General features: G+C 73.9%; 17 protein-coding genes. 10 read left to right on the forward strand and 7 right to left on the reverse strand.

Annotated features, from left to right (window positions below):
* Nucleotides 1-5: 5 nt before the first annotated feature.
* The gene (locus ACIGXE_RS15570; RefSeq protein ID WP_399747446.1) at nucleotides 6-1,058 is read right to left on the reverse strand and encodes a LacI family DNA-binding transcriptional regulator; all 1,053 of its coding nucleotides are present in this window, start codon (nucleotides 1,056-1,058) and stop codon (nucleotides 6-8) included.
* A 143-nt stretch (nucleotides 1,059-1,201) separates the two neighbouring features.
* On the opposite strand from ACIGXE_RS15570, the gene ACIGXE_RS15575 reads away from it, so the two are divergent.
* The 5 genes from ACIGXE_RS15575 to ACIGXE_RS15595 are packed head-to-tail and all read left to right on the forward strand — an operon-like array spanning nucleotide 1,202 to nucleotide 8,638.
* Nucleotides 1,202-2,497 (forward strand): ABC transporter substrate-binding protein, encoded by a 1,296-nt coding sequence (locus ACIGXE_RS15575; protein WP_399747447.1) that lies wholly within the window; start codon nucleotides 1,202-1,204, stop codon nucleotides 2,495-2,497.
* Nucleotides 2,498-2,519: 22 nt separating this feature from the next.
* Entirely contained in the window at nucleotides 2,520-3,392 is an 873-nt protein-coding gene (locus ACIGXE_RS15580; RefSeq protein WP_399747449.1) for a carbohydrate ABC transporter permease, read from the forward strand.
* A gap of 4 nt (nucleotides 3,393-3,396) precedes the next feature.
* Nucleotides 3,397-4,239: a carbohydrate ABC transporter permease gene (locus tag ACIGXE_RS15585; protein ID WP_399747451.1), complete on the forward strand. Its 843-nt coding sequence runs from the start codon at nucleotides 3,397-3,399 to the stop codon at nucleotides 4,237-4,239.
* 43 nt (nucleotides 4,240-4,282) lie between these two features.
* Nucleotides 4,283-5,560, forward strand: coding sequence for a glycosyl hydrolase (locus ACIGXE_RS15590; RefSeq protein WP_399747453.1), 1,278 nt, complete (start codon nucleotides 4,283-4,285; stop codon nucleotides 5,558-5,560).
* A gap of 33 nt (nucleotides 5,561-5,593) precedes the next feature.
* Nucleotides 5,594-8,638 carry an alpha-mannosidase gene (locus tag ACIGXE_RS15595; protein WP_399747455.1) on the forward strand — a complete coding sequence of 1,015 codons (3,045 nt, stop codon included), beginning with the start codon at nucleotides 5,594-5,596 and terminating at the stop codon, nucleotides 8,636-8,638.
* A 54-nt stretch (nucleotides 8,639-8,692) separates the two neighbouring features.
* Here ACIGXE_RS15595 and ACIGXE_RS15600 read toward each other — a convergent pair whose 3' ends face one another.
* The 5 genes from ACIGXE_RS15600 to ACIGXE_RS15620 all read right to left on the reverse strand — a co-directional run bounded on the left by ACIGXE_RS15600 (nucleotide 8,693) and on the right by ACIGXE_RS15620 (nucleotide 12,764).
* The gene (locus ACIGXE_RS15600; RefSeq protein WP_399747457.1) at nucleotides 8,693-10,267 is read right to left on the reverse strand and encodes a phytoene desaturase family protein; all 1,575 of its coding nucleotides are present in this window, start codon (nucleotides 10,265-10,267) and stop codon (nucleotides 8,693-8,695) included.
* Nucleotides 10,254-10,718 (reverse strand): SRPBCC family protein, encoded by a 465-nt coding sequence (locus ACIGXE_RS15605; RefSeq protein WP_399747459.1) that lies wholly within the window; start codon nucleotides 10,716-10,718, stop codon nucleotides 10,254-10,256. The genes ACIGXE_RS15600 and ACIGXE_RS15605 overlap by 14 nt, the downstream gene beginning before the upstream one ends.
* The gene (locus ACIGXE_RS15610; protein ID WP_399747461.1) at nucleotides 10,657-11,199 is read right to left on the reverse strand and encodes an SDR family NAD(P)-dependent oxidoreductase; all 543 of its coding nucleotides are present in this window, start codon (nucleotides 11,197-11,199) and stop codon (nucleotides 10,657-10,659) included. The genes ACIGXE_RS15605 and ACIGXE_RS15610 overlap by 62 nt, the downstream gene beginning before the upstream one ends.
* An 84-nt stretch (nucleotides 11,200-11,283) precedes the next feature.
* Nucleotides 11,284-12,213, reverse strand: coding sequence for a ketopantoate reductase family protein (locus tag ACIGXE_RS15615; RefSeq protein ID WP_399747463.1), 930 nt, complete (start codon nucleotides 12,211-12,213; stop codon nucleotides 11,284-11,286).
* Complete coding sequence (locus ACIGXE_RS15620) at nucleotides 12,210-12,764, reverse strand: winged helix-turn-helix transcriptional regulator (protein WP_399747465.1); 555 nt, start codon at nucleotides 12,762-12,764, stop codon at nucleotides 12,210-12,212. Before ACIGXE_RS15620 ends, ACIGXE_RS15615 begins: the two co-directional genes overlap by 4 nt.
* A gap of 97 nt (nucleotides 12,765-12,861) precedes the next feature.
* Between ACIGXE_RS15620 and ACIGXE_RS15625 the strand changes: the two genes are divergently transcribed.
* The 3 genes from ACIGXE_RS15625 (at nucleotide 12,862) to ACIGXE_RS15635 (ending at nucleotide 16,260) form a co-directional block, all read left to right on the forward strand.
* A complete protein-coding gene (locus tag ACIGXE_RS15625; protein WP_399747467.1) occupies nucleotides 12,862-14,073 on the forward strand; it encodes an ROK family protein in 1,212 nt (403 codons plus the stop codon).
* 283 nt (nucleotides 14,074-14,356) lie between these two features.
* Nucleotides 14,357-15,793, forward strand: coding sequence for a WGR domain-containing protein (locus ACIGXE_RS15630; RefSeq protein WP_399747469.1), 1,437 nt, complete (start codon nucleotides 14,357-14,359; stop codon nucleotides 15,791-15,793).
* Nucleotides 15,790-16,260, forward strand: a complete 471-nt coding sequence (locus ACIGXE_RS15635; RefSeq protein WP_399747471.1) for a hypothetical protein — start codon at nucleotides 15,790-15,792, stop codon at nucleotides 16,258-16,260. The genes ACIGXE_RS15630 and ACIGXE_RS15635 overlap by 4 nt, the downstream gene beginning before the upstream one ends.
* Before the next feature lie 274 nt (nucleotides 16,261-16,534).
* On the opposite strand, the gene ACIGXE_RS15640 is transcribed toward ACIGXE_RS15635, so the two are convergent.
* Nucleotides 16,535-17,020 carry a hypothetical protein gene (locus ACIGXE_RS15640; RefSeq protein WP_399747473.1) on the reverse strand — a complete coding sequence of 162 codons (486 nt, stop codon included), beginning with the start codon at nucleotides 17,018-17,020 and terminating at the stop codon, nucleotides 16,535-16,537.
* Nucleotides 17,021-17,263: 243 nt separating this feature from the next.
* Here ACIGXE_RS15640 and ACIGXE_RS15645 point away from each other — a divergent pair, with 243 nt between their 5' ends.
* The gene (locus tag ACIGXE_RS15645; protein WP_399747475.1) at nucleotides 17,264-17,545 is read left to right on the forward strand and encodes a hypothetical protein; all 282 of its coding nucleotides are present in this window, start codon (nucleotides 17,264-17,266) and stop codon (nucleotides 17,543-17,545) included.
* Between the two features lie 252 nt (nucleotides 17,546-17,797).
* Nucleotides 17,798-18,268: a hypothetical protein gene (locus tag ACIGXE_RS15650; protein WP_399747477.1), complete on the forward strand. Its 471-nt coding sequence runs from the start codon at nucleotides 17,798-17,800 to the stop codon at nucleotides 18,266-18,268.
* The last annotated feature ends 287 nt before the right edge of the window (nucleotides 18,269-18,555 follow it).

Below are 18,555 nucleotides of genomic sequence, written 5' to 3' on the forward strand. Positions count from 1 at the left end.
CAGGGTCAAGAGGGCGTCGGCCCGGCCGCCCGGCCCGCGGCCGGGCCCGCCGTGCTCTCACGGACCGTCAGGCGCGGGGTCGGGTTCCTGACGTCCCGCGCCGACGCCGGGTCGTCGATCACGGCGAGCAGGGCCGTCGCCACCTGCTCGCCCAGGGCGAAGGTGTCGCGCGAGAGCGCGGTGAGCGAGGGGTGCACGATCCGGGCGAGCGCCGAGTCGTCGAACGACACCACCGAGACCTCGCCGGGGACCGCCACCCCCATCTCGGCGGCGACCCCGAGGCCCGCCACGGCCATCACGTCGCTGTCGTACACGAGCGCCGTCGGCCGCTGCCGCCCCGGACGGGCCAGGAGGGCGCGGGTGGCGGCGGCGCCCTCCGCGTCGCTGAAGTCCGTCGGCACGGAGACGGCCTCGTCGAGGCCGAGCCGGCGCGCCGCGTCCCGCACCGCCCGGATCCGGCGCCGGGTGTGCTGGAAGGAGGGCAGCCCGGCGAGATGGGCGATCCGGCGGTGCCCGAGGGCCGCCAGGTACTCCACGATCGAGGTCATCGCCTCCCGGTCGTCGGCCCAGACGGCGGGCAGCCGGCCGTGCCGGCCGGGCCCCCCGAGGACCACCGTCGGCACGCCGAGCTCCTCCAGGACGGGGACGCGCGGGTCGCGCACCTGGAGGTCGACCAGGACGAAGCCGTCCACCCGGTGCTCGGAGGTCCACCGCCGGTAGATCTCGATCTCGGCCGTCGTGTCCTCGACGACGAGCAGCTGCAGGGCCGTGCCGCGGGTGGAGAGCGCGGCCTGGAGGCCGGAGAGCAGCTGGCCGAAGAAGGGTTCGAGCCCGATCGTGCGGGCGGGCCGGGCGAGCACCAGGCCCACGGCGCCGGCCCGTGCCCCGCCCAGGGCCCGAGCGGCGCTGTGCGGGCGCCAGTTCATGCGCTCGGCCACCCGCAGGATCCGTTCCCGGGTCGCCTCGCTGACGCCCGGTCGGCCGTTGAGCGCGAAGGAGACGGCGCCCTTGGAGACGCCCGCCTCCCTCGCGATGTCGGCGATGGTCGGTCTGGCCATCGGGCGCTCCCTCGTCCTGCGCGTTTCCGCACGCTCTCTTGACACCGGAGTTTAGCCGGGAGCATAGTCCCGCATCGCTAGAGCGGTTTAGTCAAGCAAGGTCCGCGCACTTCCCCGCGACGTCCGAGCAAGGAGACACCCTCGTGCGACACACTCGTAGAAGCCTGTGGGCCCGGTGGACCGCCGCCGCCGTGGCGGCCGTGACCCTCGCCGGCTGCGGCCTCGGCGGCACCGAGGACTCCGGCGCGCCCGGCCCGGCCGCCACCGGCGGCGAGGTCAAGGGCAAGGTCTCGCTCCAGACCTGGGCCCTCAAGCCGAAGTTCACCGCCTACATGGAGGGCGTGATCTCCGGCTTCGAGAAGAAGTACCCGGGCGTCGAGGTCGAGTGGCTCGACCAGCCGGGCGAGGGCTACTCCGAGAAGGTCCTCAGCCAGTCCGCCGGCGGCACCCTCCCCGACGTCGTCAACCTGCCCCCGGACTTCGCCCTGCCGCTCGTCAGGCAGAACCTGCTGCTCGACATCGCCGCGTCCGATCCCGCCGCGTCCGGCGACTACGTCAAGGGCGCCCTCGACGCGTACCGCTTCCCCGGTCACCAGGGCACGTACGGCTATCCCTGGTACCTCAACACCGACGTCAACTACTGGAACCGCGAACTGTTCACCACCTACGGCCTCGACCCCGAGAAGCCCCCGGCCTCGCTCGACCAGCTCGTGGCCGCCGCCCGCACCGTCAAGGCCAGGTCCGGCGGCAAGACGTACCTGATGAGCCGCAAGCCCAACCTCATGGACCTGGCCAACGCCGGCGTGCCGGTCATGTCCCCGGACGGGAAGACCTTCACCTTCGACACCCCCGAGGCAGCCGCCGTCCTCGACACCTACCGCGCGGCCTTCAAGGAGGGCCTGCTGCCCAAGGACGTCCTCACCGAGACCTACGCGGGCAACACCAAGCTCTTCAGCTCCGGCACCGCCGCCTGGACCACCGCCGGCGCCAACTACATCACCAGCCTGGCCGTCGACAACCCGACCCTCGCCCCCAAGGTGGTCCCCTCGGCCGCCATGGGCACCCCGCCGCTGTACGTCCAGGGCCTGTCCATCCCCAGGAACACCAAGAACCCGGCCGCCGCCCTCGCCCTCGCCCGGTGGGTGACCAACGCCGAGAACCAGGCCGCCTTCGCCCACGAGACCAGCATCTTCCCCTCCACCACGGCCTCCGGCTCCGACCCGTTCTTCAGCCGGAGCGACGGCAGCAACGCCGGCGACGCCAAGGTCATCGCCTTCCGCTCGCTGGCCTCCGCCCGCGTCCTCGAACCCGTCCAGGCCAACGACGCCGTCAAGACGGTGATCAACCAGCAGATCGCCCTCGCCGTCAGCGGTCAGAGCGGCTCCAAGGAGGCACTCGCCACGGCGGCCGCCCGCGCCAACCAGCTCCTCGAGGACTGACCGGAACCACGGAAGGCATCCCATGACCCACCGGCGCTGGTTCACCCCCTGGCTGCTCGCCGGTCCCGCGCTGCTCTGGCTCGCCGTCTTCAACCTGTGGCCCGCGGTCAACACGGTGATCCTGTCCTTCACCAACGCCAGGCCGCTCGGCGGAGGGCACTTCACCGGCCTCGCCAACTACCGGCGGGCGTTGAACGACGCCCAGCTGACGGACGCCCTCGTCAACAGCGTCCTCTACCTCCTCGTCTGCCTGCCCCTGCTCACCCTGCTGCCGCTGCTGCTCGCCCTCCTCGTGGAGAAGAAGCTCCCCGGCATCACGTTCTTCCGCACCGCGTTCTACACCCCGGTCGTCGCGTCCGCCGTGGTCGTCGGCATCGTCTGGGGCTGGGTGCTCGACGAACGCGGACTCCTCAACGGCATGATCCAGCAGCTCGGCCTCGCCGACCGGCCCGTCTCCTTCCTCACCGACCGCTGGCTGCTGCTGCTCAGCGCCATGGCCCTCACGGTGTGGAAGGGCCTCGGCTACTACATGGTCATCTACCTGTCCGCGCTCGGGAACGTCGGCCGCGAACTCCACGAGGCCGCCGCCGTCGACGGCGCCTCCCGGCTCCGCCGCTTCTGGCACGTCACCCTGCCCGGCGTCCGCCCCGCGATGCTCCTGATCTCCGTGCTCATCTCGGTGTCCGCGCTGCGGATCTTCTCCGAGCTGTACGTGCTCTCCCACGGCACCGGCGGCCCCGGCGGGCGGGACATGTCCGTCGTCATGCTCATCCAGATGTACAGCCGCGGCTTCACCGGGCACATCGGCTACGCCTCCGCCCTCAGCATCCTGCTCTTCGTCCTCACCGTCGGCCCGATGATCGTCCTGGCCCGGCTCGACCGGAAGGCGGCATGACGGCATGAGCGCACCCGGCCGCACCCCCTCCGCCGCCGAGAAGGCGGTCCGCTACCTCCTCCTCGTCCTCGTCCTGCTCCTCACCGTCGGCCCCTTCCTGTGGCAGCTCTCCACCTCGCTCAAGGGGCCCGGCGAAGACGTCTGGTCCCGCACCCCCGGCTTCCTGCCCCAGGACCCCACGCTCGCCAACTACGCCCGGGTCGCCGACACCGTCCCGGTGTGGACGTACGCCGCCAACTCGCTGGTCGTGGCCGCGATCGCCGTCCTCGGGAACGCCGTCGGCGCCACCCTCGCCGGCTTCGCCCTGGCCCGGCTGCGGTTCCGGGGAGCGCGCCTCGCCCTCGGGCTCTTCGTCGCCACCCTGGTCCTGCCCGGGGAGGTCACGATCGTCTCCCAGTACGTGACCGTGCGCAGCCTCGGCCTCACCGACACCCTCCTCGGCGTGGCCCTGCCCGGAGCCGTCGCCATGCTCAACGTGCTCCTCATGTACACCGCCTTCCGGGCCGTGCCACCGGAGCTCGACGACGCCGCGCTCGTCGACGGCGCCAACGTCCGGCAGCGCCTCGTGCACGTCGGCCTGCCCAACGTGCGCGGCATGCTGAGCGTCGTCGTGATCTTCACCTTCATCGCGGCCTGGGACGACTTCCTGTGGCCGCTGATCGTGCTCAACGACCCCCGGCACTACACGCTCACGGTCGGACTCCAGTACCTCGACGGCACCTTCTCCGCCAATCCCCGGCTCATCGCCGCCGGCACCATGATCGCCTTCCTCCCGGTCGTCGCCGTGTTCGCGGTGCTCCAGCGCTTCTTCTTCAAGGGGGTCGAGGAAGGTGCGGTCAAGGGATGACCGGCGACACCACCGGCAGCCTCACGAAGGAACCGCAACCCGTATGACACACCGCCAGCCGCACCGCGGCCCCCGCTTCGGCGTCAACTACACCCCCAGCCGGGGCTGGTTCCACCACTGGCTCGACTTCGACCTCGACGCCGTCCGCGCCGACCTGGACTCCGTCGCCGCCCTCGGCCTCGACCACGTCCGGGTCTTCCCGCTCTGGCCGCTCTTCCAGCCCAACCGCACCCTGATCCGCCCGCGCGCCCTCGACCAGCTCGGCCGCCTCGTCGACGCGGCGGGGGAACGCGGCCTCGACGTCGCCGTCGACGGCCTCCAGGGGCACCTCTCCAGCTTCGACTTCCTGCCCTCCTGGACCCAGACCTGGCACCGCCGCAACCTGTTCACCGACCCCGAGGTCCTCGACGGCCAGAGCGCCTATCTGCGCGCCCTCGCCGGCTCCCTCGCCGATCGGCCGAACTTCCTCGGCATCACCCTCGGCAACGAGATCAATCAGTTCTCCGGCGACCCGCACCCCGACCCCGACCGCGTCACCCCCGCCCAGGCCGAGTCCTGGCTGCGCCGGATGCTCGCCGCCTGCGAGGAGGGCGCCCCCGGCCTGCTCCACCTGCACGCCGCCTACGACGCCGCCTGGTACCTCGACGACCACCCCTTCACCCCCGCCCACGCGGCCCGCCTGGGCGCCGCCACCGCCGTCCACTCCTGGGTGTTCAACGGCACCGCCCAGCGCTACGGCGCCGACTCCACGGCGGTCGGACAGCACGCCGCCTATCTGATCGAGCTCTCCAAGGCCTGGGCGGCGGACCCCCGCCGCCCCGTCTGGCTCCAGGAGGTCGGCGCCCCCGCCCCGCACGTCCCCGCCGAGCGCGCGGCCGATTTCACCCGTACGACCGTCGCCGCCGCCCTTGACTGCCCCGATCTGTGGGGTATCACGTGGTGGTGCTCCCACGACGTCGACCGGTCGCTCGCCGACTTCCCCGAACTCGAGTACAGCCTGGGCCTGTTGACCAACGACCGGCAAGTCAAGCCGGCCGGCCGGGCGCTCGCGGAGGCCGTCGCCGAGGATCGGACCGCGCGCCCGGGCCCGGCGCCCAGGAGCACGGCACTCGTCCTCGACCTCCCCGACGACGCCGCCGAGCGCTCCACGTGCGGCCCCGGCGGCGCCTGCTTCGACGCGTTCATGCGGCTCGCCGCGGACGGGGCCCGCCCGGCCGTCGTCCTCGCGGACCGCGCCGAGGACCCCGCGTACCTCGCCGCCCGCGGCATCACCGAGCTCGTCGCCCTCGACGAACCCGCCGCCCCGCCCGCCCGACCCTGACCTCCGTGCCACCCGCCCCTGGGAGAGTTCCGCATGCATGACGACCGCAGCCTCGTCGAGTCACGGCTCAAGCGGGTCCTCGACGAACGCATCCGACCGGCCATCCACCCGCACTCCGTCCCGCTCGAGGCGGGCATCTGGACGGCGCCCGGCGAACCCGTCCCGGTCGCCGAGGGCCTCGCCGCGCCCCGGACCCCGATCGCCGTCGGCGACGCCTGGGGCGCCCCCTGGACGACGAGCTGGCTCACCGTGTCCGGCACCGTCCCCGAGGAGTGGGCCGGCCGGACCGTCGAGGCGCTCATCGACCTGGGCTTCGACGCCAACATGCCCGGCTTCCAGTGCGAGGGCCTGGTCTACCGCCCCGACGGCAGCCCGGTGAAGGGCCTCCACCCGCGCAACCAGTGGGTCCGGATCGCCGCGCCCGCCGCCGGCGGCGAGGAGGTGCTGCTGCACGTCGAGGCCGCCGCCAACCCGGTGATCCTCGACTACCACCCCTTCCTGCCCACCGAGCTCGGCGAGAAGGAGACCGCCGGCGACCGGCCCCGGTACCGGCTCGCCCGCATGGACCTCGCCGTCTTCGACGAGACCGTGTGGGAGCTCGTCGCCGATCTGGAGGTGCTCGGCGAACTCATGGCCGAGCTGCCCGTCGAGGGCGCCCGCCGCTGGGACCTGCTGCGCGCCGTCGAACGGGCCCTCGACGCCGTCGACCTGCAGGACGTGAACGGCACCGCCGCCGCGGCCCGGGCCGAACTGGCCGGTGTCCTCGCCTCGCCCGCCGAGCCCTCCGCCCACCGCATCAGCGCCGTCGGCCACGCCCACATCGACTCGGCCTGGCTGTGGCCGCTGCGCGAGACCGTACGGAAGGTGGCGCGGACCACCGCCAACATGACCGCCCTCCTGGAGGACGAGCCGGACTTCGTCTACACGATGTCGCAGGCCCAGCAGTACGCCTGGATCAAGGAGCACCGGCCCGAGGTGTACGCCCGGGTCAAGAAGGCGGTCGCCGAGGGGCGCTTCGTCCCGGCCGGCGGCATGTGGGTGGAGTCCGACACCAACATGCCCTCGTCGGAGGCGATGGCCCGACAGTTCGTGCACGGGAAGCGCTTCTTCCTCGACGAGTTCGGCGTCGAGAACCAGGAGGCCTGGCTGCCCGACACCTTCGGCTTCGCCGGCGGGCTCCCGCAGATCATCAAGGAGGCCGGCTCCCGGTGGCTCCTCACCCAGAAGATCTCCTGGAGCCAGGTCAACTCCTTCCCGCACCACACCTTCTGGTGGGAGGGCGTCGACGGCACCCGGATCTACACCCACTTCCCGCCCGTCGACACCTACAACTGCACGATGCAGGGCAGGGAGATCGCGCACGCCGTGCGCAACTTCAAGGACAAGGGGCGCGCCTCGCACTCCCTCGCCCCCACCGGCTGGGGAGACGGAGGCGGCGGCACCACCCGGGAGATGATCGCCAAGGCGGCCCGGCTGCGCGATCTCGAGGGCTCCGCCCGGGTGCGCTGGGAGCGGCCCGCCGAGTTCTTCGCCAAGGCCCAGGCCGAGTACCCCGAACCACCGGTCTGGGTGGGGGAGCTGTACCTGGAGCTGCACCGCGCGACCCTCACCAGCCAGGCCCGCACGAAGCAGGGCAACCGGGCGAGCGAGAACCTGCTGCGCGAGGCCGAACTGTGGTCCGCGACCGCCGCCGTACGCAGCGGACTGCCGTATCCCTACGAGGAGTTGGACCGCCTCTGGAAGACGGTGCTGCTGCACCAGTTCCACGACATCCTGCCCGGCTCGTCCATCGCCTGGGTGCACCGTGAGGCCGAACGCACCTACGCCGCCGTCGCCGAGGAGCTCACCGCGATCGTCGACCGCGCCCAGCGCGCCCTCGCCGGCCCGGGGGACGCCGAGGTCGTCTTCAACGGCGCCCCGCACGCCCGCTCCGGCGTCCCCGCCGGCGGCGCCCGTCGCGCCGACGCCCTGCCCGCCGCGCCCGGCCGCTGCACGGTCGAGACCCGGGACGAGGGCGGATTCGTCCTCGACAACGGGCTGCTGCGGGTCGCCGTGGACGGGCGCGGACTCGTCGTCTCCCTCGTCGACCTCGACACCGGACGCGAGACCGTCGCCCCCGGCGCCGCCGCCAACCTCCTCCAGCTCCATCCCGACTTCCCCAACATGTGGGACGCCTGGGACGTGGACCGCTTCTACCGCAACACGGTCACCGATCTCACCGACACCGACGGACTGACCGTCGCCGCCGACACCCCGCGGGCCGTGTCCGTCCGCGTCACCCGCTCCTTCGGCGCGTCGACCGCCGCCCAGACCCTCACCCTCACCGCCGGCGCCAAGCGCCTCGACCTCGACACGGAGGTGGACTGGCACGAGACCGAGAAGTTCCTCAAGGCGGCCTTCCCGCTCGACCTGCACACCGACCGCTACGCCGCCGAGACCCAGTTCGGCCACCTGTACCGTCCCACCCACACCAACACCAGCTGGGAGGCCGCCAAGTTCGAGGCCTGCAACCACCGGTTCGTCCACTTCGAGGAGCCCGGCTGGGGCGTCTCCCTCGTCACCGCCTCGACGTACGGCCACGACGTCACCCGCACCGTACGGCCCGGGGACGGCGGCACCACGACCACCGTCCGCGCCTCCCTGCTGCGCGCCCCGCGCTTCCCCGACCCGCACACCGACCAGGGCGTCCACCGCTTCCGGCACGCCCTCGTGCCCGGCGCGAGCGTCGGCGACGCGGTCCGCGAGGGCTACCTGGTCAACCTGCCCGAGCGGCGCCTGCCCGGCGGCGCCGATGTGGCGCCCCTGGTGAGCGTCGGCGACGAGGCCGTGGTCCTCAGCGCCGTCAAGCTCGCCGACGACGGCAGCGGAGACGTCGTCGTCCGCCTCTACGAGTCGCGCGGCGGCCGCGCCCGCACCCGCCTCACCGCCGGCTTCGCCCTCGCCGGCGCGCGGCGCTGCGACCTCCTGGAGCGGCCGCGGGAAGACGGCGGCGGGGGAGCGCTGCCGCTGGAGGGCGACGAGGTGGCGATCGAACTCCGCCCGTTCCAGCTTCTGACGCTGCGGCTGTCGCGGGGCTGAGGCCGGGGCCGGTCACCGCCATGGGGTGTCGTCGCGGGGCTGAGGCCGGGACCGTCACCGCCACGGGGTCAGCCGGTGTGCCCTGAGCGCGGCGCGGGCCGCGTTCGCGCCGGGGCCGCCGTGGACGCCGCCGCCCGGGTGGGCGGTGGCGGAGGCGAGATAGAGGGCCCCGATCGGCGTGCGCGGGCGCCCGTTGCCGGGCAGGGGGCGGAACACGAGCTGCTGGTGCAGGTTGGTGGTGCCCTGGTTGACGGCGCCGCCGATCAGTGCGGCGTTGCGGCGTTCCAGGTCCGGGGGCGCCAGCACACGCCGGGCGAGGACGGCGGCGCGGAAGCCGGGGGCGAGCCGTTCGACGCCCGCCTCGACCCGGTCGGCGATCACCTCCTTCTCGCGTTCGTTCCAGCGACCCCGCAGCCCGTCGGGGCCGGCGTCGGCGCGGACGTGCTGGGGGACGTGGGTGTAGGCCCAGGCGGACTCGGTGCCGGCGGGGGACCGGCTCGGGTCCGCCCTCGTCATCTGCCCGAGGACGGTGAACGGGACGTCCGGGACCTGGTCCATCGCGAGCTGCCCGGCGAAGCGGGTGAGCGCGTCGACGCCCTCGGCGATGTGCACGGTGCCGGCGCCCCGGGCGCCGTCGCAGGCCCAGGGCACTGGGCGGGCCAGCGCCCAGTCGATCTTGACGGTGGCGAAGTCCCACTGGAAGTGGTCGAGGTCGGCACGGACCCGGGGCGGGAGGTGCTCCTCGCCGACCAGCCGCCGGTAGAGCAGCGGGGCGGGCACGTCGGCGAGCACGGCCCGCCGCGCGGGGATCTCGGTGCCGTCGTCGATGCGTACGGCGACGGCACGGCCGGCCCGTACGACGACCCTGGTCACGGCGTGGCCGCAGCGCACGTCGCCGCCGCGCTCCCGCAGCCGGGCCACCAGGGCCTCGGTCAGCCGCCCGGCGCCGCCCACGGGGACGGGGAAGCCGTGCGACTGGCCGAGCATGCACATGAGCCAGCCGAAACCGCCGCCGAGCGCGGACTCCGGGCCGAGGTCGGCGTGCAGGGCGTTGCCCGCGATGAGCAGCCTGCCGCCCTCGCCCGCGAAGTTCTCGTCCCCGAAGCGGCGGGCGGGCAGCAGCATGGTGCGCGCGAGGCGCAGCAGGTCGGGGCCCATGCGGGCGGTGAGCCGCAGGCCCGCGAGCGCCGGCGGGAACGGGGTGAACAGGCAGGCGAGGAGGTCGTCGCCGGTGCGGCGCCACAGGCGGTGCAGCCGCTCCCAGGCGGCCCCGTCGCCGGGGGCGAACCCGTCGAGGGAGTCCGCGGTCCGGCGCAGGTCTCGGCTGAGGACCGGGCAGCGCCCGTCGGCCAGCGGATGGGCCACCACGTCCGGGGCGTGGCTCCATCGCAGCCCGTGTCGCTCCAGGCCGAGGGAGCCGAGGACCGGCGAGGCGGCCGCCAGCGGGTAGAAGGCGCTGAACAGGTCATGTACGTAGTCCGGATGCACGCCCCGGTCGCTGCGGACCGCCCCTCCGGGTTCGTCCTGGGCCTCCAGGACCACGACGTGCCAGCCGGCGTCGGCCAGGACGTTGGCCGCGACCAGGCCGTTCGGTCCGGCGCCGATGACGACGGCGTCAGGCGCCGGCACGAGAGGGGGCTCCTCGTGTGCGTGCGGGCGCCTCCGCCACCGCGGCCAGTCGCGCGAGCACCGGGCGGTGCCGCCATCGCAGGCCGGCGTCCAGGGCGGCGTTGTGCATCGAGGCGGCGGTCCCTCGCAGCGGGTGTTCGTCGAGCACGACGAGGCAGCCGTCGCCCCAGGGGGTGAGGCGGAAGGCGATGCGGGCGATGCCGAGGTCGCTGACCGCCTCCAGTTCGAGCCGCCGCTGCGGTTCGCACACCCGGGAGACGGTGCGGCCCTTGGAGGTCCACGGGCCGAGTTTCAGCGAGTACCCCAGCTGCGAGCCCTCCGCGGGCCAGTCGTCGTCGAGCTCCCAGGTGTCGTGCGTGCCCACCACCCACCGGGCGTACTGCGATCCGTCACTGAAGACCGACCAGAGGGTCGCCGGGGAGGTGTCGATCAACCTGTGCCACTGAGCCATGAGCGCGGCCTCCTTGTGAAGCGGGCGGCGGACGGGGAAAGGCATGGCGGTCGGCCGTCGGCGGTCGGCGGGCCGCGGTCCGGGCGAAGCCGGCGGCGCCGTCGGCCGCCGGACCGAGACCGGCCACCGTGCGTGCGGCCGTGCGCGCCCCGCCTCGGTGACCGCACCGGACCCCGGCGGAGTCGCCGGACGGGGTCCGGAGGCGGCCTCCGGTATATCGGCCGGCGCCGGGACCGCCGCCGCCTGCGGGTGGGCGTCCCGGCGCTCCTTGCGCCACCCGGTTCAGCGCCTCCGCCACCCGGTTCAGCGCCTCCCCGCTGCGGGCGGTGAGCGCGGGCGCGGCACCGTGCCGCGCGAAGGCGAGCGCCGTGGCCCGGCCGATGCCGCTGGAGGCGCCGGTCACCACGACGACGAGTCCGGGAGGAATCCCGCTCCGAAGGACGCGCACCCCCGGCGTGTCACCCGTTTCCGGCGAGTCCATGCCCCCGGGCCCGCACGCGTGTGAACGCACACGTGGGCCGGACGGTCGCCCGGCTCGAGCGCGCGTGCTCGGGCCGGGCGCGGATCAGGCGCCGGCCCGTGCCTGGTGGACTCTCAGGTGGAGGGTGGCGAGGTCGAGCAGGGGGGTGGGCACGCCCAGCGCTCGGGCCCGCGCCGTCAGGTCGCCGAAGAGGTGCTCGACCTCCGTGGGCCGGCCGGCGACGAGGTCGCGGTAAAGGGACGGCACCATGGGGGACCCGGCGGCCGTCACCACGTCCAGGCTCGCCCGGCGCTCCGCCTCCGGCACCGGGTGACCGGCCGCCGCCGCGACGGCGGAGGCCTCGTCGAGCAGACCCGTCGCCAGCTCCGTCCCGCCCGGCTGTGCGTTGACCTCGCCGACGGTGCCGCGCATCAGACCGGTGAGGGCGCCGAAGGTGGTGATGAAGACCCACTTGTGCCACATCGCGGTGAGCACGTTCTCGGGCACGCGCGCGTCGATCCCGGCGTCGCCGAGCACCTTCCGTATCGCCTCCACCCGCCGGGTGACGGTGCCGTCCCGCTCGCCGAGGGTCAGGTGCGCGAGCGGCGCGAGCCGCAGGATGTCGCCCTCGTCGTCGAGGGTGGTGACCACCTTGGACACCCCGCCCAGCACCCGGTCCGCCCCGAAGCGGGCGGTGAGCGCGTCGAGATGGGCGAAGCCGTTGAGCTGCGGCACGATCGCCGTGTCCGGGCCGACGGCCGGGGCGAGGTCCTCCATCGCCGCCGGGAGGGCGGCCGCCTTCACCGAGAGCAGCACCAGGTCGTACGGGGCGGGCGCGGCGGCCAGCTCCCGCGCGGTGAGCAGCACCGGGTCGACCCGCCATTCCTCGTCCCTCCCCACGACCCGCAGCCCGCGCCGGCGCAGCGCCTCGGCGCGGGCGGGGCGGACGAGGAAGGTGACGTCCTGCCCGGCGCGGGCGAGCATGGCACCGAAATAGCCACCGGTGGCACCGGCGCCGACGACCAGGATCCTCATCGTTCTACGACCTCTCTGTGGGCGGGTGGGGGAAGCAGCGGGGTGAGCAGCCGGTGCGGGCGGCTCAGCGCCGCCGTCACGGGATCGGCGTCGGGCCCGGCGGGCGCGGCCCCGGGACCGGGGGTGACGACCAGGTCGGCCACGGCGACGGGGTCGCCGCAGCCCGTGCAGCACCCGTCCTCGCCGACCGGGGCGTCGTCGGTGACGTGCGCGTAGACGCGGCGCGGCCCGCCCTCCGCGGGGTAGAAGCGGTCGCCCCACGCGCTCAGCGCGCGGACGGCCGGCCAGAGTGCGACGCCCTTGGCGGTGAGCGCGTACACCTCGCGCCGGCCGGTGTCCGGGCGGCGTTCGAGCACCCCGGCCCCGGTGAGCGTGGCGAGCCGGTCGGTGAGCACGGCGCGCGGGACCGAGAGGTGCGCGGCGAACTCGCCGAAGCGGCGCACCCCGTGGAACGCGTCCCGCACGATCAGCAGCGTCCAGCGCTCGCCGACGATCTCCATCGAGCGGGAGAGGGCGCAGAGCTGCCCGCTGTAGTCGCGCGGAAGTGTCATGGACGGACCCTAACCCAAAGAGTTCGGTGACCGAACCGTTCCTTGTCGCATATTAGTGCGGGCCCTTCGGCCGCCCTCCGGTTAGGCTCTGCGCACGATGAACACCCGCAAGGACACCCCGGGGCCCAAGGCCGACAAGGCGGGCGTACGCCGGCACAACCTGAGCCTGGTGCTGCGCACCGTGCACGAGGCCGGCGAGACGACCCGCGCCGCGGTCGCGGCGCGCGTCGGCCTCACCCGTGCCGCCGTGTCCTCGCTGGTCGAGCAGCTCCTCGAACGCGGCCTGCTGGTCGAGTCCGGCAAGACCTTCAGCGGCTCCGCGGGGCGGCCCGGCACCGTCCTGAAACCCGCGACCACCGGCCCCGCCGGACTCGGCGTCGAGCTCAACGTCGACTACGTGAGCGTCTGCGTCGCCGACCTCACCGGAGCCGACCGGGTCCGCCGCACCGTGCCCGTCGACAACCGCGCCCTCGCCCCGGTCGAGGTGCTGCGCCGGGCGGCCGGCATCGCCGCCGAGGTCCTGGCCGAGGCAGCGGACCGGGACCTGCGGCCCACCGGCGTACGGCTCGCGCTGCCCGGCCTCGTCTCCGGCGGCACCGTCCAGCAGGCGCCCAACCTCGGCTGGAACCGGGTCGACGCGGACGCCCTGTTCTCCCGCGCCCTCCACGTCGCCCGCCCGCCCGGCCACCCGGCCCTGCCCGTCGCCTCCGACAACGAGGCCAACGTCGCCGCCCTCGCCGAGCTGTGGTTCGGCGACCTGGCCGGCATCCGCAGCTTCGTGCACGTCACCGGCGAGATCGGGGTCGGCGGCGCGCTCGTCCTCGACGGCGAACTCCTGCGCGGAGCCCACGGCTTCGCCGGTGAGATCGGGCACCTCACGGTCGTCCCGGACGGCCCCCGCTGCCGGTGCGGATCCCACGGCTGCCTCGAACGGTACGCGGGCCAGTCGGCCCTGCTGCGCGCCGCCGGAGCACCTGACGTCGACACCCTCGTCCAGCGGGCGGAGGACGGGGAGCCGCGGGCCCTCGCCGCGCTCGACCAGGCCGGACGGATGCTCGGCGTCGCGGTCTCCGGCGCCGTGAACCTGCTCGACCCCCAGGCCGTGGTCCTCGGCGGCACCTACCCGCGCCTGATGCGCTGGCTCGCCCCGGCCGCCGAGACGGAGCTGGGCCGCCGGGTCGTCTCCGGCCTCTGGACCCCCGCCCGGGGCCGGCTGCGCGCCGCCTCCAGCACCGCCGACGCCGCCCGGGGCGCGGCGGCCCTCGTCCTGCGCGACATCCTCGCCGACCCGCTGACGTACGGCGGCTGACCCCGTGCATGCGGACCTCTCGGCCGGGGCGAGGCGGACCGCGCATCCGGACCCTCGGCCGGGGCGCGGCGGACCGGGCACCGGGAGGACGAGGTCCTTCCGGCCGTCACCCGACGAGGTGACGCCGCGTCGGGTGATCTCCGGAAGCCGTCGTCGCAGGGGTAGGTGTCCGACGACGCCGTGCAGAAGGTCCCGAAAAGGACGGACTCCGGTCCGCGCTCGCACCCGGAGCCCGGGGCCCGGGCGAGCGGCGTTGTCAGTGGCTCCCCCTAGCGTTCAGGACATGACGACGAAGACCTATCTGGAGCTGTCGCAGGACGGCGGCGGCGCGCACAAGTTCTACGAAGTGACGGTCGACGGCACGGTGGTGTCGGTCCGTTACGGACGGATCGGCGCGACGGGGCAGACGCAGACCTCGACCTTCGCGACGCCCGAGAAGGCGCGGGCCGCGGCGGCGAAGAAGATAGGGGAGAAGGTCCGCAAGGGGTACGCGCCCGCCGTCCGGGGACAGCGCGCGCCGCGCTCCGTCACTCGGCGCGCCGTCGTGTCCGCGCCCTCCACGGCTCGCGCGGTCGCCCCCGTGCTGTGGCGCTTCCGCACCGGCTCCGCGGCCTTCGGCATCCACGTGGACGACGAGCGCTGCTGGGTCGGCAACCAGGCGGGGGAGGTCTTCACGCTGAGCCACACCGGCGAGGTCCTGGCCCGCTTCGGTCTGCCCGACGGCGTCAAGTGCCTGGTCGCCGACGACTTCTGGATCTACGCGGGCTGCGACGACGGGCGGGTGTACGACCTGTCGTCCAAGCTGCCCTTCGCCGCGTACGACATCGCCGCCGACGTCGACATCTTCTGGCTCGACATCCACGAGGGCGTGCTGAACGTCGCCGACCGCTCCGGCCGGCTCACCGTCATCGACCACGAGGACGAGCACCAGTGGGCGCGCGGGGGCCGCGGCGAGCACGCGTGGATGGTCCGCGCGGACGGGTCCGGCGTCTATCACGGCGACAGCCACGGCGTCACCGCCTACGCGCCCGACGGCGGCGGCGAGCTCTGGCACACCCCGATCGAGGGCGGGGTGCTCTTCGGCTGGCAGGAGGACACCGCCGTCTACGCGGGCACCGGCCGCCGCAAGGTGCACCGCCTGGCCAAGAAGAACGGCCGTACCGAGGCCGTCTACGCCTGCGACAGCGTGGTGTACTCGTGCGCCACCTCGCCCGGCGGCCGGTTCGTCTTCGCCGGCGACGGCGCCTCGTCCGTCTACTGCTTCGCCGAGGACGGCACGCGGCTGTGGAAGCTGGGCACCGGCGGCGGTTCGGCCCTGTCCATGCAGTACCACGACGAGCGGCTCTATCTGGTCACCACCGACGGCTCGCTGCTGTGCGTCGACGCGAGCGAGGCGGCCGTCGCCGCCGCGCAGCAGGGCACCGTCCCGGTGGCCCAGGACGTCAAGCTGGCCGCCGCCCTGCCCACGTACGCACCGGCCACGACCGTCGCCGCCGTCGACGCGGTCCACGACGTCCCGGCCGGCGCCATCGTCGTGGAGTGCGTCCAGGAGGGCTCCCGGACCCGGGTCCACGTCGTGACCGAGGGCTACCGGACCGGGTGGAACGTGCAGTTCCCGCGCGCCATCCGCGAGCCCGGCGCCCGCTACGTGGTCGACGCCCTGCACCCGGCCTCCGGCGGCTTCTACCGGGTCCGCGGCGACATCCGGCGGCTCCTGTGAGCGCGGGCTTCGCGGCGGCCACGGGGGACGGGCCGCCGCTGCCCGAGGGCGACGCGGAGCAGCGCTCGCGCGAGGTGCGGGCCGCGTTCGAAGGCCTCCTGCAGATCCGCCGCCTGACCAACCGCCAGGGCAGCGGCGACCCGGCCGCCCGCCCGGCCGAATGGGAGCTCAGACAGCCGGTACGCGCCGTGGCCCTGGCCCTGGAGGCCGCCAAGCGGACCCCGTCGGCACTCGACGAGTCCGGTGCCCGGGTCGCCACCGGCTACCGCGTCGCGCCCGGCGAACGCCTCGGCACCGCCGTCGTCGAATGGCTCGGCCCACCGGGCTCGGGCGCCGCCCAGGAGGAGGAGGCCGCCCTCACCGCCTGCGCGTCCGCCCTCGAGCCCCTGGGCTGGGACGCCCTCCTCTACCGGGGCCCCCGCCGCCACCGCTACCTGGAGGTCGAGCCGGCCGAACCCCCCGGCTGACCGTCACGACCGCCCGCGTCCGCGGCGCCGCGGACGTGACGCGCGGAGCAACGCCATGGCAAGGGCGGCGCGACCCTGCCGCCGAGCCCGCCGCGGCCCGCCCCGGGCGGTGGCGCGCCGCCGCGCACTCCCGCCGGCGGCAAGGCCGCCACCACGGCCGCCTCCGCCCGCGCCGATCGGCGTCTGTCCGTTCGGTGGGTCCTCGGGTCTGCCGAGCGCCTGACTTGATGGCGCGTAGAGGGTAAAGGACTTCGTCGTTGGCGCGTCGCAGACATCAACTCGCCCGACTCTTGCGATTGAGGTGACGCGGGCGGACGAAGGTGTCGAGCGCGCCCACGGCCGCACGGACATGGGCCGGGCCGCGACGCGACCGTTCTCCCGCGCACCACCAGGCCAGCTCCCCGTCCGCATCCCTCGGATGCATGCCCAGGCCATGCTCGGCACACACGGGCCACGCCTGCCACAGAAGCTCGGTGACGGTCTCCTGCGCGGCATCGGCAACGATCGCCAGCGCAGAGGCAGGGTCGTCCGACGAGTCCTGGTGGAGGCAATTGCCGTGCCACTCGCCATTGGCCAGAGCGACGTAGACGTTCTCCGGCTCATCCGCATCGCAGGGCGGAAGAGCCAACAGCTGCATGGGGTCCTGCTCGGGAAGGGTCGCCGCCAGGTCCCGGTTGAGAAGGGCGAGAGCCCGGTCCCACATGGGGTATTCGCCTGGCGAGACGCGACGGGGCTCGGGGTGGTCGAAAAGAGCGCGCATGGACATCATCCTCCGCCACACCAGGGACAGCCCCAATCGCACACCACGTCGTTACTACCTGCGCGCACTGCTTCCAGTCAGCTGAGGGCGTGCGCGGCGGTTCGGGCCCAGGGGTGTGCTTGGTGGCGGTGCAGATGTCGGCGGCGCCTTGGGCGGCGGTGCGGGTGACCTCCCGCGAGCTGGGTCGAGGTACGCCGCTGCCGATCCGCGCGCCGACGTCAACGCGCCTCATATAGTGCTCTGATGTTCGATCGTTTGGAGATCAAGGCGCTGTCCGCGGGGGCCCGGTTCGCCCCCGTGCTGCGGTTGTGGGTCAACGGCGAGGACGTGGTCGACGAGCCGGTGGGTGTGGGCGGCCGCGGGCCTTATGCGGCTGACGTGCTTCCGGCCGACCGCCCCAGCCTTCTTCGGGCCACTGGCGAGGCGCGCCGTCTGCGCTTGGGGGGAACCGGACTGCACCGGTGGCTGTTGCGGCTTCCTGACCGTCGTCGTCCAGCGGTTCGGGGAGATCGTGCAGTGGTCTGAAACCCGGCAGCCTCACCCCCCGACTGCGAGCTTTTACGAGTTCGGGTTCTGGCCAGAGCCGGCGGGACAGCCGTCCTGACGAGTCGGTCACCTGGACATGCACCAGGAAGAGGTCGTCGCGGCCCTGGCCGCGCACGTCTTCACCCGACCTGCTTCGAGGCGGCTGTCCTGCTGTCCCCGAAGACGGCCCGTCAGCTTGGCTGTTCGCCGACCTCACCACCGAAACCGACTACCAAGAGGACCCCACACCTGATGTCCATATGGCCTTCGATCGTTGCCGTACTCGGCACCCTCGCCGGAGCCCTGACCGCCGGACTCCTCCAGCACCGCTCGGCACGCTCCGCGCGCGCCGAGGAGCGCGCCGACAGCCACCGCCGAGACCAGCTCGGCGCCGTCACCGACTTCGCGGCCGCCCTGGACGCGCACCGCTCGGCGATGTTCCACCGGGAGGGTCTGGCCCTGACCGACGCGGGCACCCAGCACCAGCTGGAGGCCCAGACGAGGACCCACGACACCCGGGCGGCCATCACCGCGCCGCACATCCGCCTTCAGGTCCTGGTCCCGGAGCTGTCCGGCCCTGCCCAGCAGGCCGCGGACGCCACGTACGCGCTCCGCAAGGCCGTCGATCGGAGCGAGCTGGATGCCCTGCGGCATGCGGCCAAGGAAGCATCCGTCGCCTTCATCGCCGCGGCTGCCACGCTGCTGAAACCCGACAACCGCTGACTGAGGTGACACCGCCGGCGTCCTGGCCGTCCGGTTGCGCCGGCCACGACGCTCGTGCACTCCTGCGGCGGGTGTTGCCGCTTCTCGCCGCCACTGCGGGGCGACGACCACCCGCCGGCGGTTGCGGATCAGCGGGACCATCGAGGATGCGGTCGCCCGGAAGGCCACCGTGGTGCCGCTCGTGACCCTGCCCCTCGCCACCGCGACCTAAGCCGCCGCGCGGCGAGTGTGGCAGAGCCCGGTGCCGCGTCGCCCCACCGGATGACCGCCGGGGTGCCGAAGGGGTG

The organism is Streptomyces sp. NPDC053431, assembly GCF_044544925.1.
In the GTDB taxonomy this organism is placed as follows: Bacteria; Actinomycetota; Actinomycetes; order Streptomycetales; family Streptomycetaceae; genus Streptomyces.

What these genes read in the sequence shown, in the direction of transcription:
- ACIGXE_RS15640 (WP_399747473.1), bottom strand. Translation starts at nt 17,020, where the DNA reads ATGCGCGCTCTTTTCGACCACCCCGAGCCCCGTCGCGTCTCGCCAGGC.
- ACIGXE_RS15620 (WP_399747465.1), bottom strand. Translation starts at nt 12,764, where the DNA reads ATGACACTTCCGCGCGACTACAGCGGGCAGCTCTGCGCCCTCTCCCGC.
- ACIGXE_RS15630 (WP_399747469.1), top strand. Translation starts at nt 14,357, where the DNA reads ATGACGACGAAGACCTATCTGGAGCTGTCGCAGGACGGCGGCGGCGCG.
- ACIGXE_RS15610 (WP_399747461.1), bottom strand. Translation starts at nt 11,199, where the DNA reads ATGGACTCGCCGGAAACGGGTGACACGCCGGGGGTGCGCGTCCTTCGG.
- ACIGXE_RS15585 (WP_399747451.1), top strand. Translation starts at nt 3,397, where the DNA reads ATGAGCGCACCCGGCCGCACCCCCTCCGCCGCCGAGAAGGCGGTCCGC.
- ACIGXE_RS15590 (WP_399747453.1), top strand. Translation starts at nt 4,283, where the DNA reads ATGACACACCGCCAGCCGCACCGCGGCCCCCGCTTCGGCGTCAACTAC.
- ACIGXE_RS15580 (WP_399747449.1), top strand. Translation starts at nt 2,520, where the DNA reads ATGACCCACCGGCGCTGGTTCACCCCCTGGCTGCTCGCCGGTCCCGCG.
- ACIGXE_RS15645 (WP_399747475.1), top strand. Translation starts at nt 17,264, where the DNA reads ATGTTCGATCGTTTGGAGATCAAGGCGCTGTCCGCGGGGGCCCGGTTC.
- ACIGXE_RS15625 (WP_399747467.1), top strand. Translation starts at nt 12,862, where the DNA reads ATGAACACCCGCAAGGACACCCCGGGGCCCAAGGCCGACAAGGCGGGC.
- ACIGXE_RS15605 (WP_399747459.1), bottom strand. Translation starts at nt 10,718, where the DNA reads ATGGCTCAGTGGCACAGGTTGATCGACACCTCCCCGGCGACCCTCTGG.
- ACIGXE_RS15595 (WP_399747455.1), top strand. Translation starts at nt 5,594, where the DNA reads ATGCATGACGACCGCAGCCTCGTCGAGTCACGGCTCAAGCGGGTCCTC.
- ACIGXE_RS15615 (WP_399747463.1), bottom strand. Translation starts at nt 12,213, where the DNA reads ATGAGGATCCTGGTCGTCGGCGCCGGTGCCACCGGTGGCTATTTCGGT.
- ACIGXE_RS15570 (WP_399747446.1), bottom strand. Translation starts at nt 1,058, where the DNA reads ATGGCCAGACCGACCATCGCCGACATCGCGAGGGAGGCGGGCGTCTCC.
- ACIGXE_RS15650 (WP_399747477.1), top strand. Translation starts at nt 17,798, where the DNA reads ATGTCCATATGGCCTTCGATCGTTGCCGTACTCGGCACCCTCGCCGGA.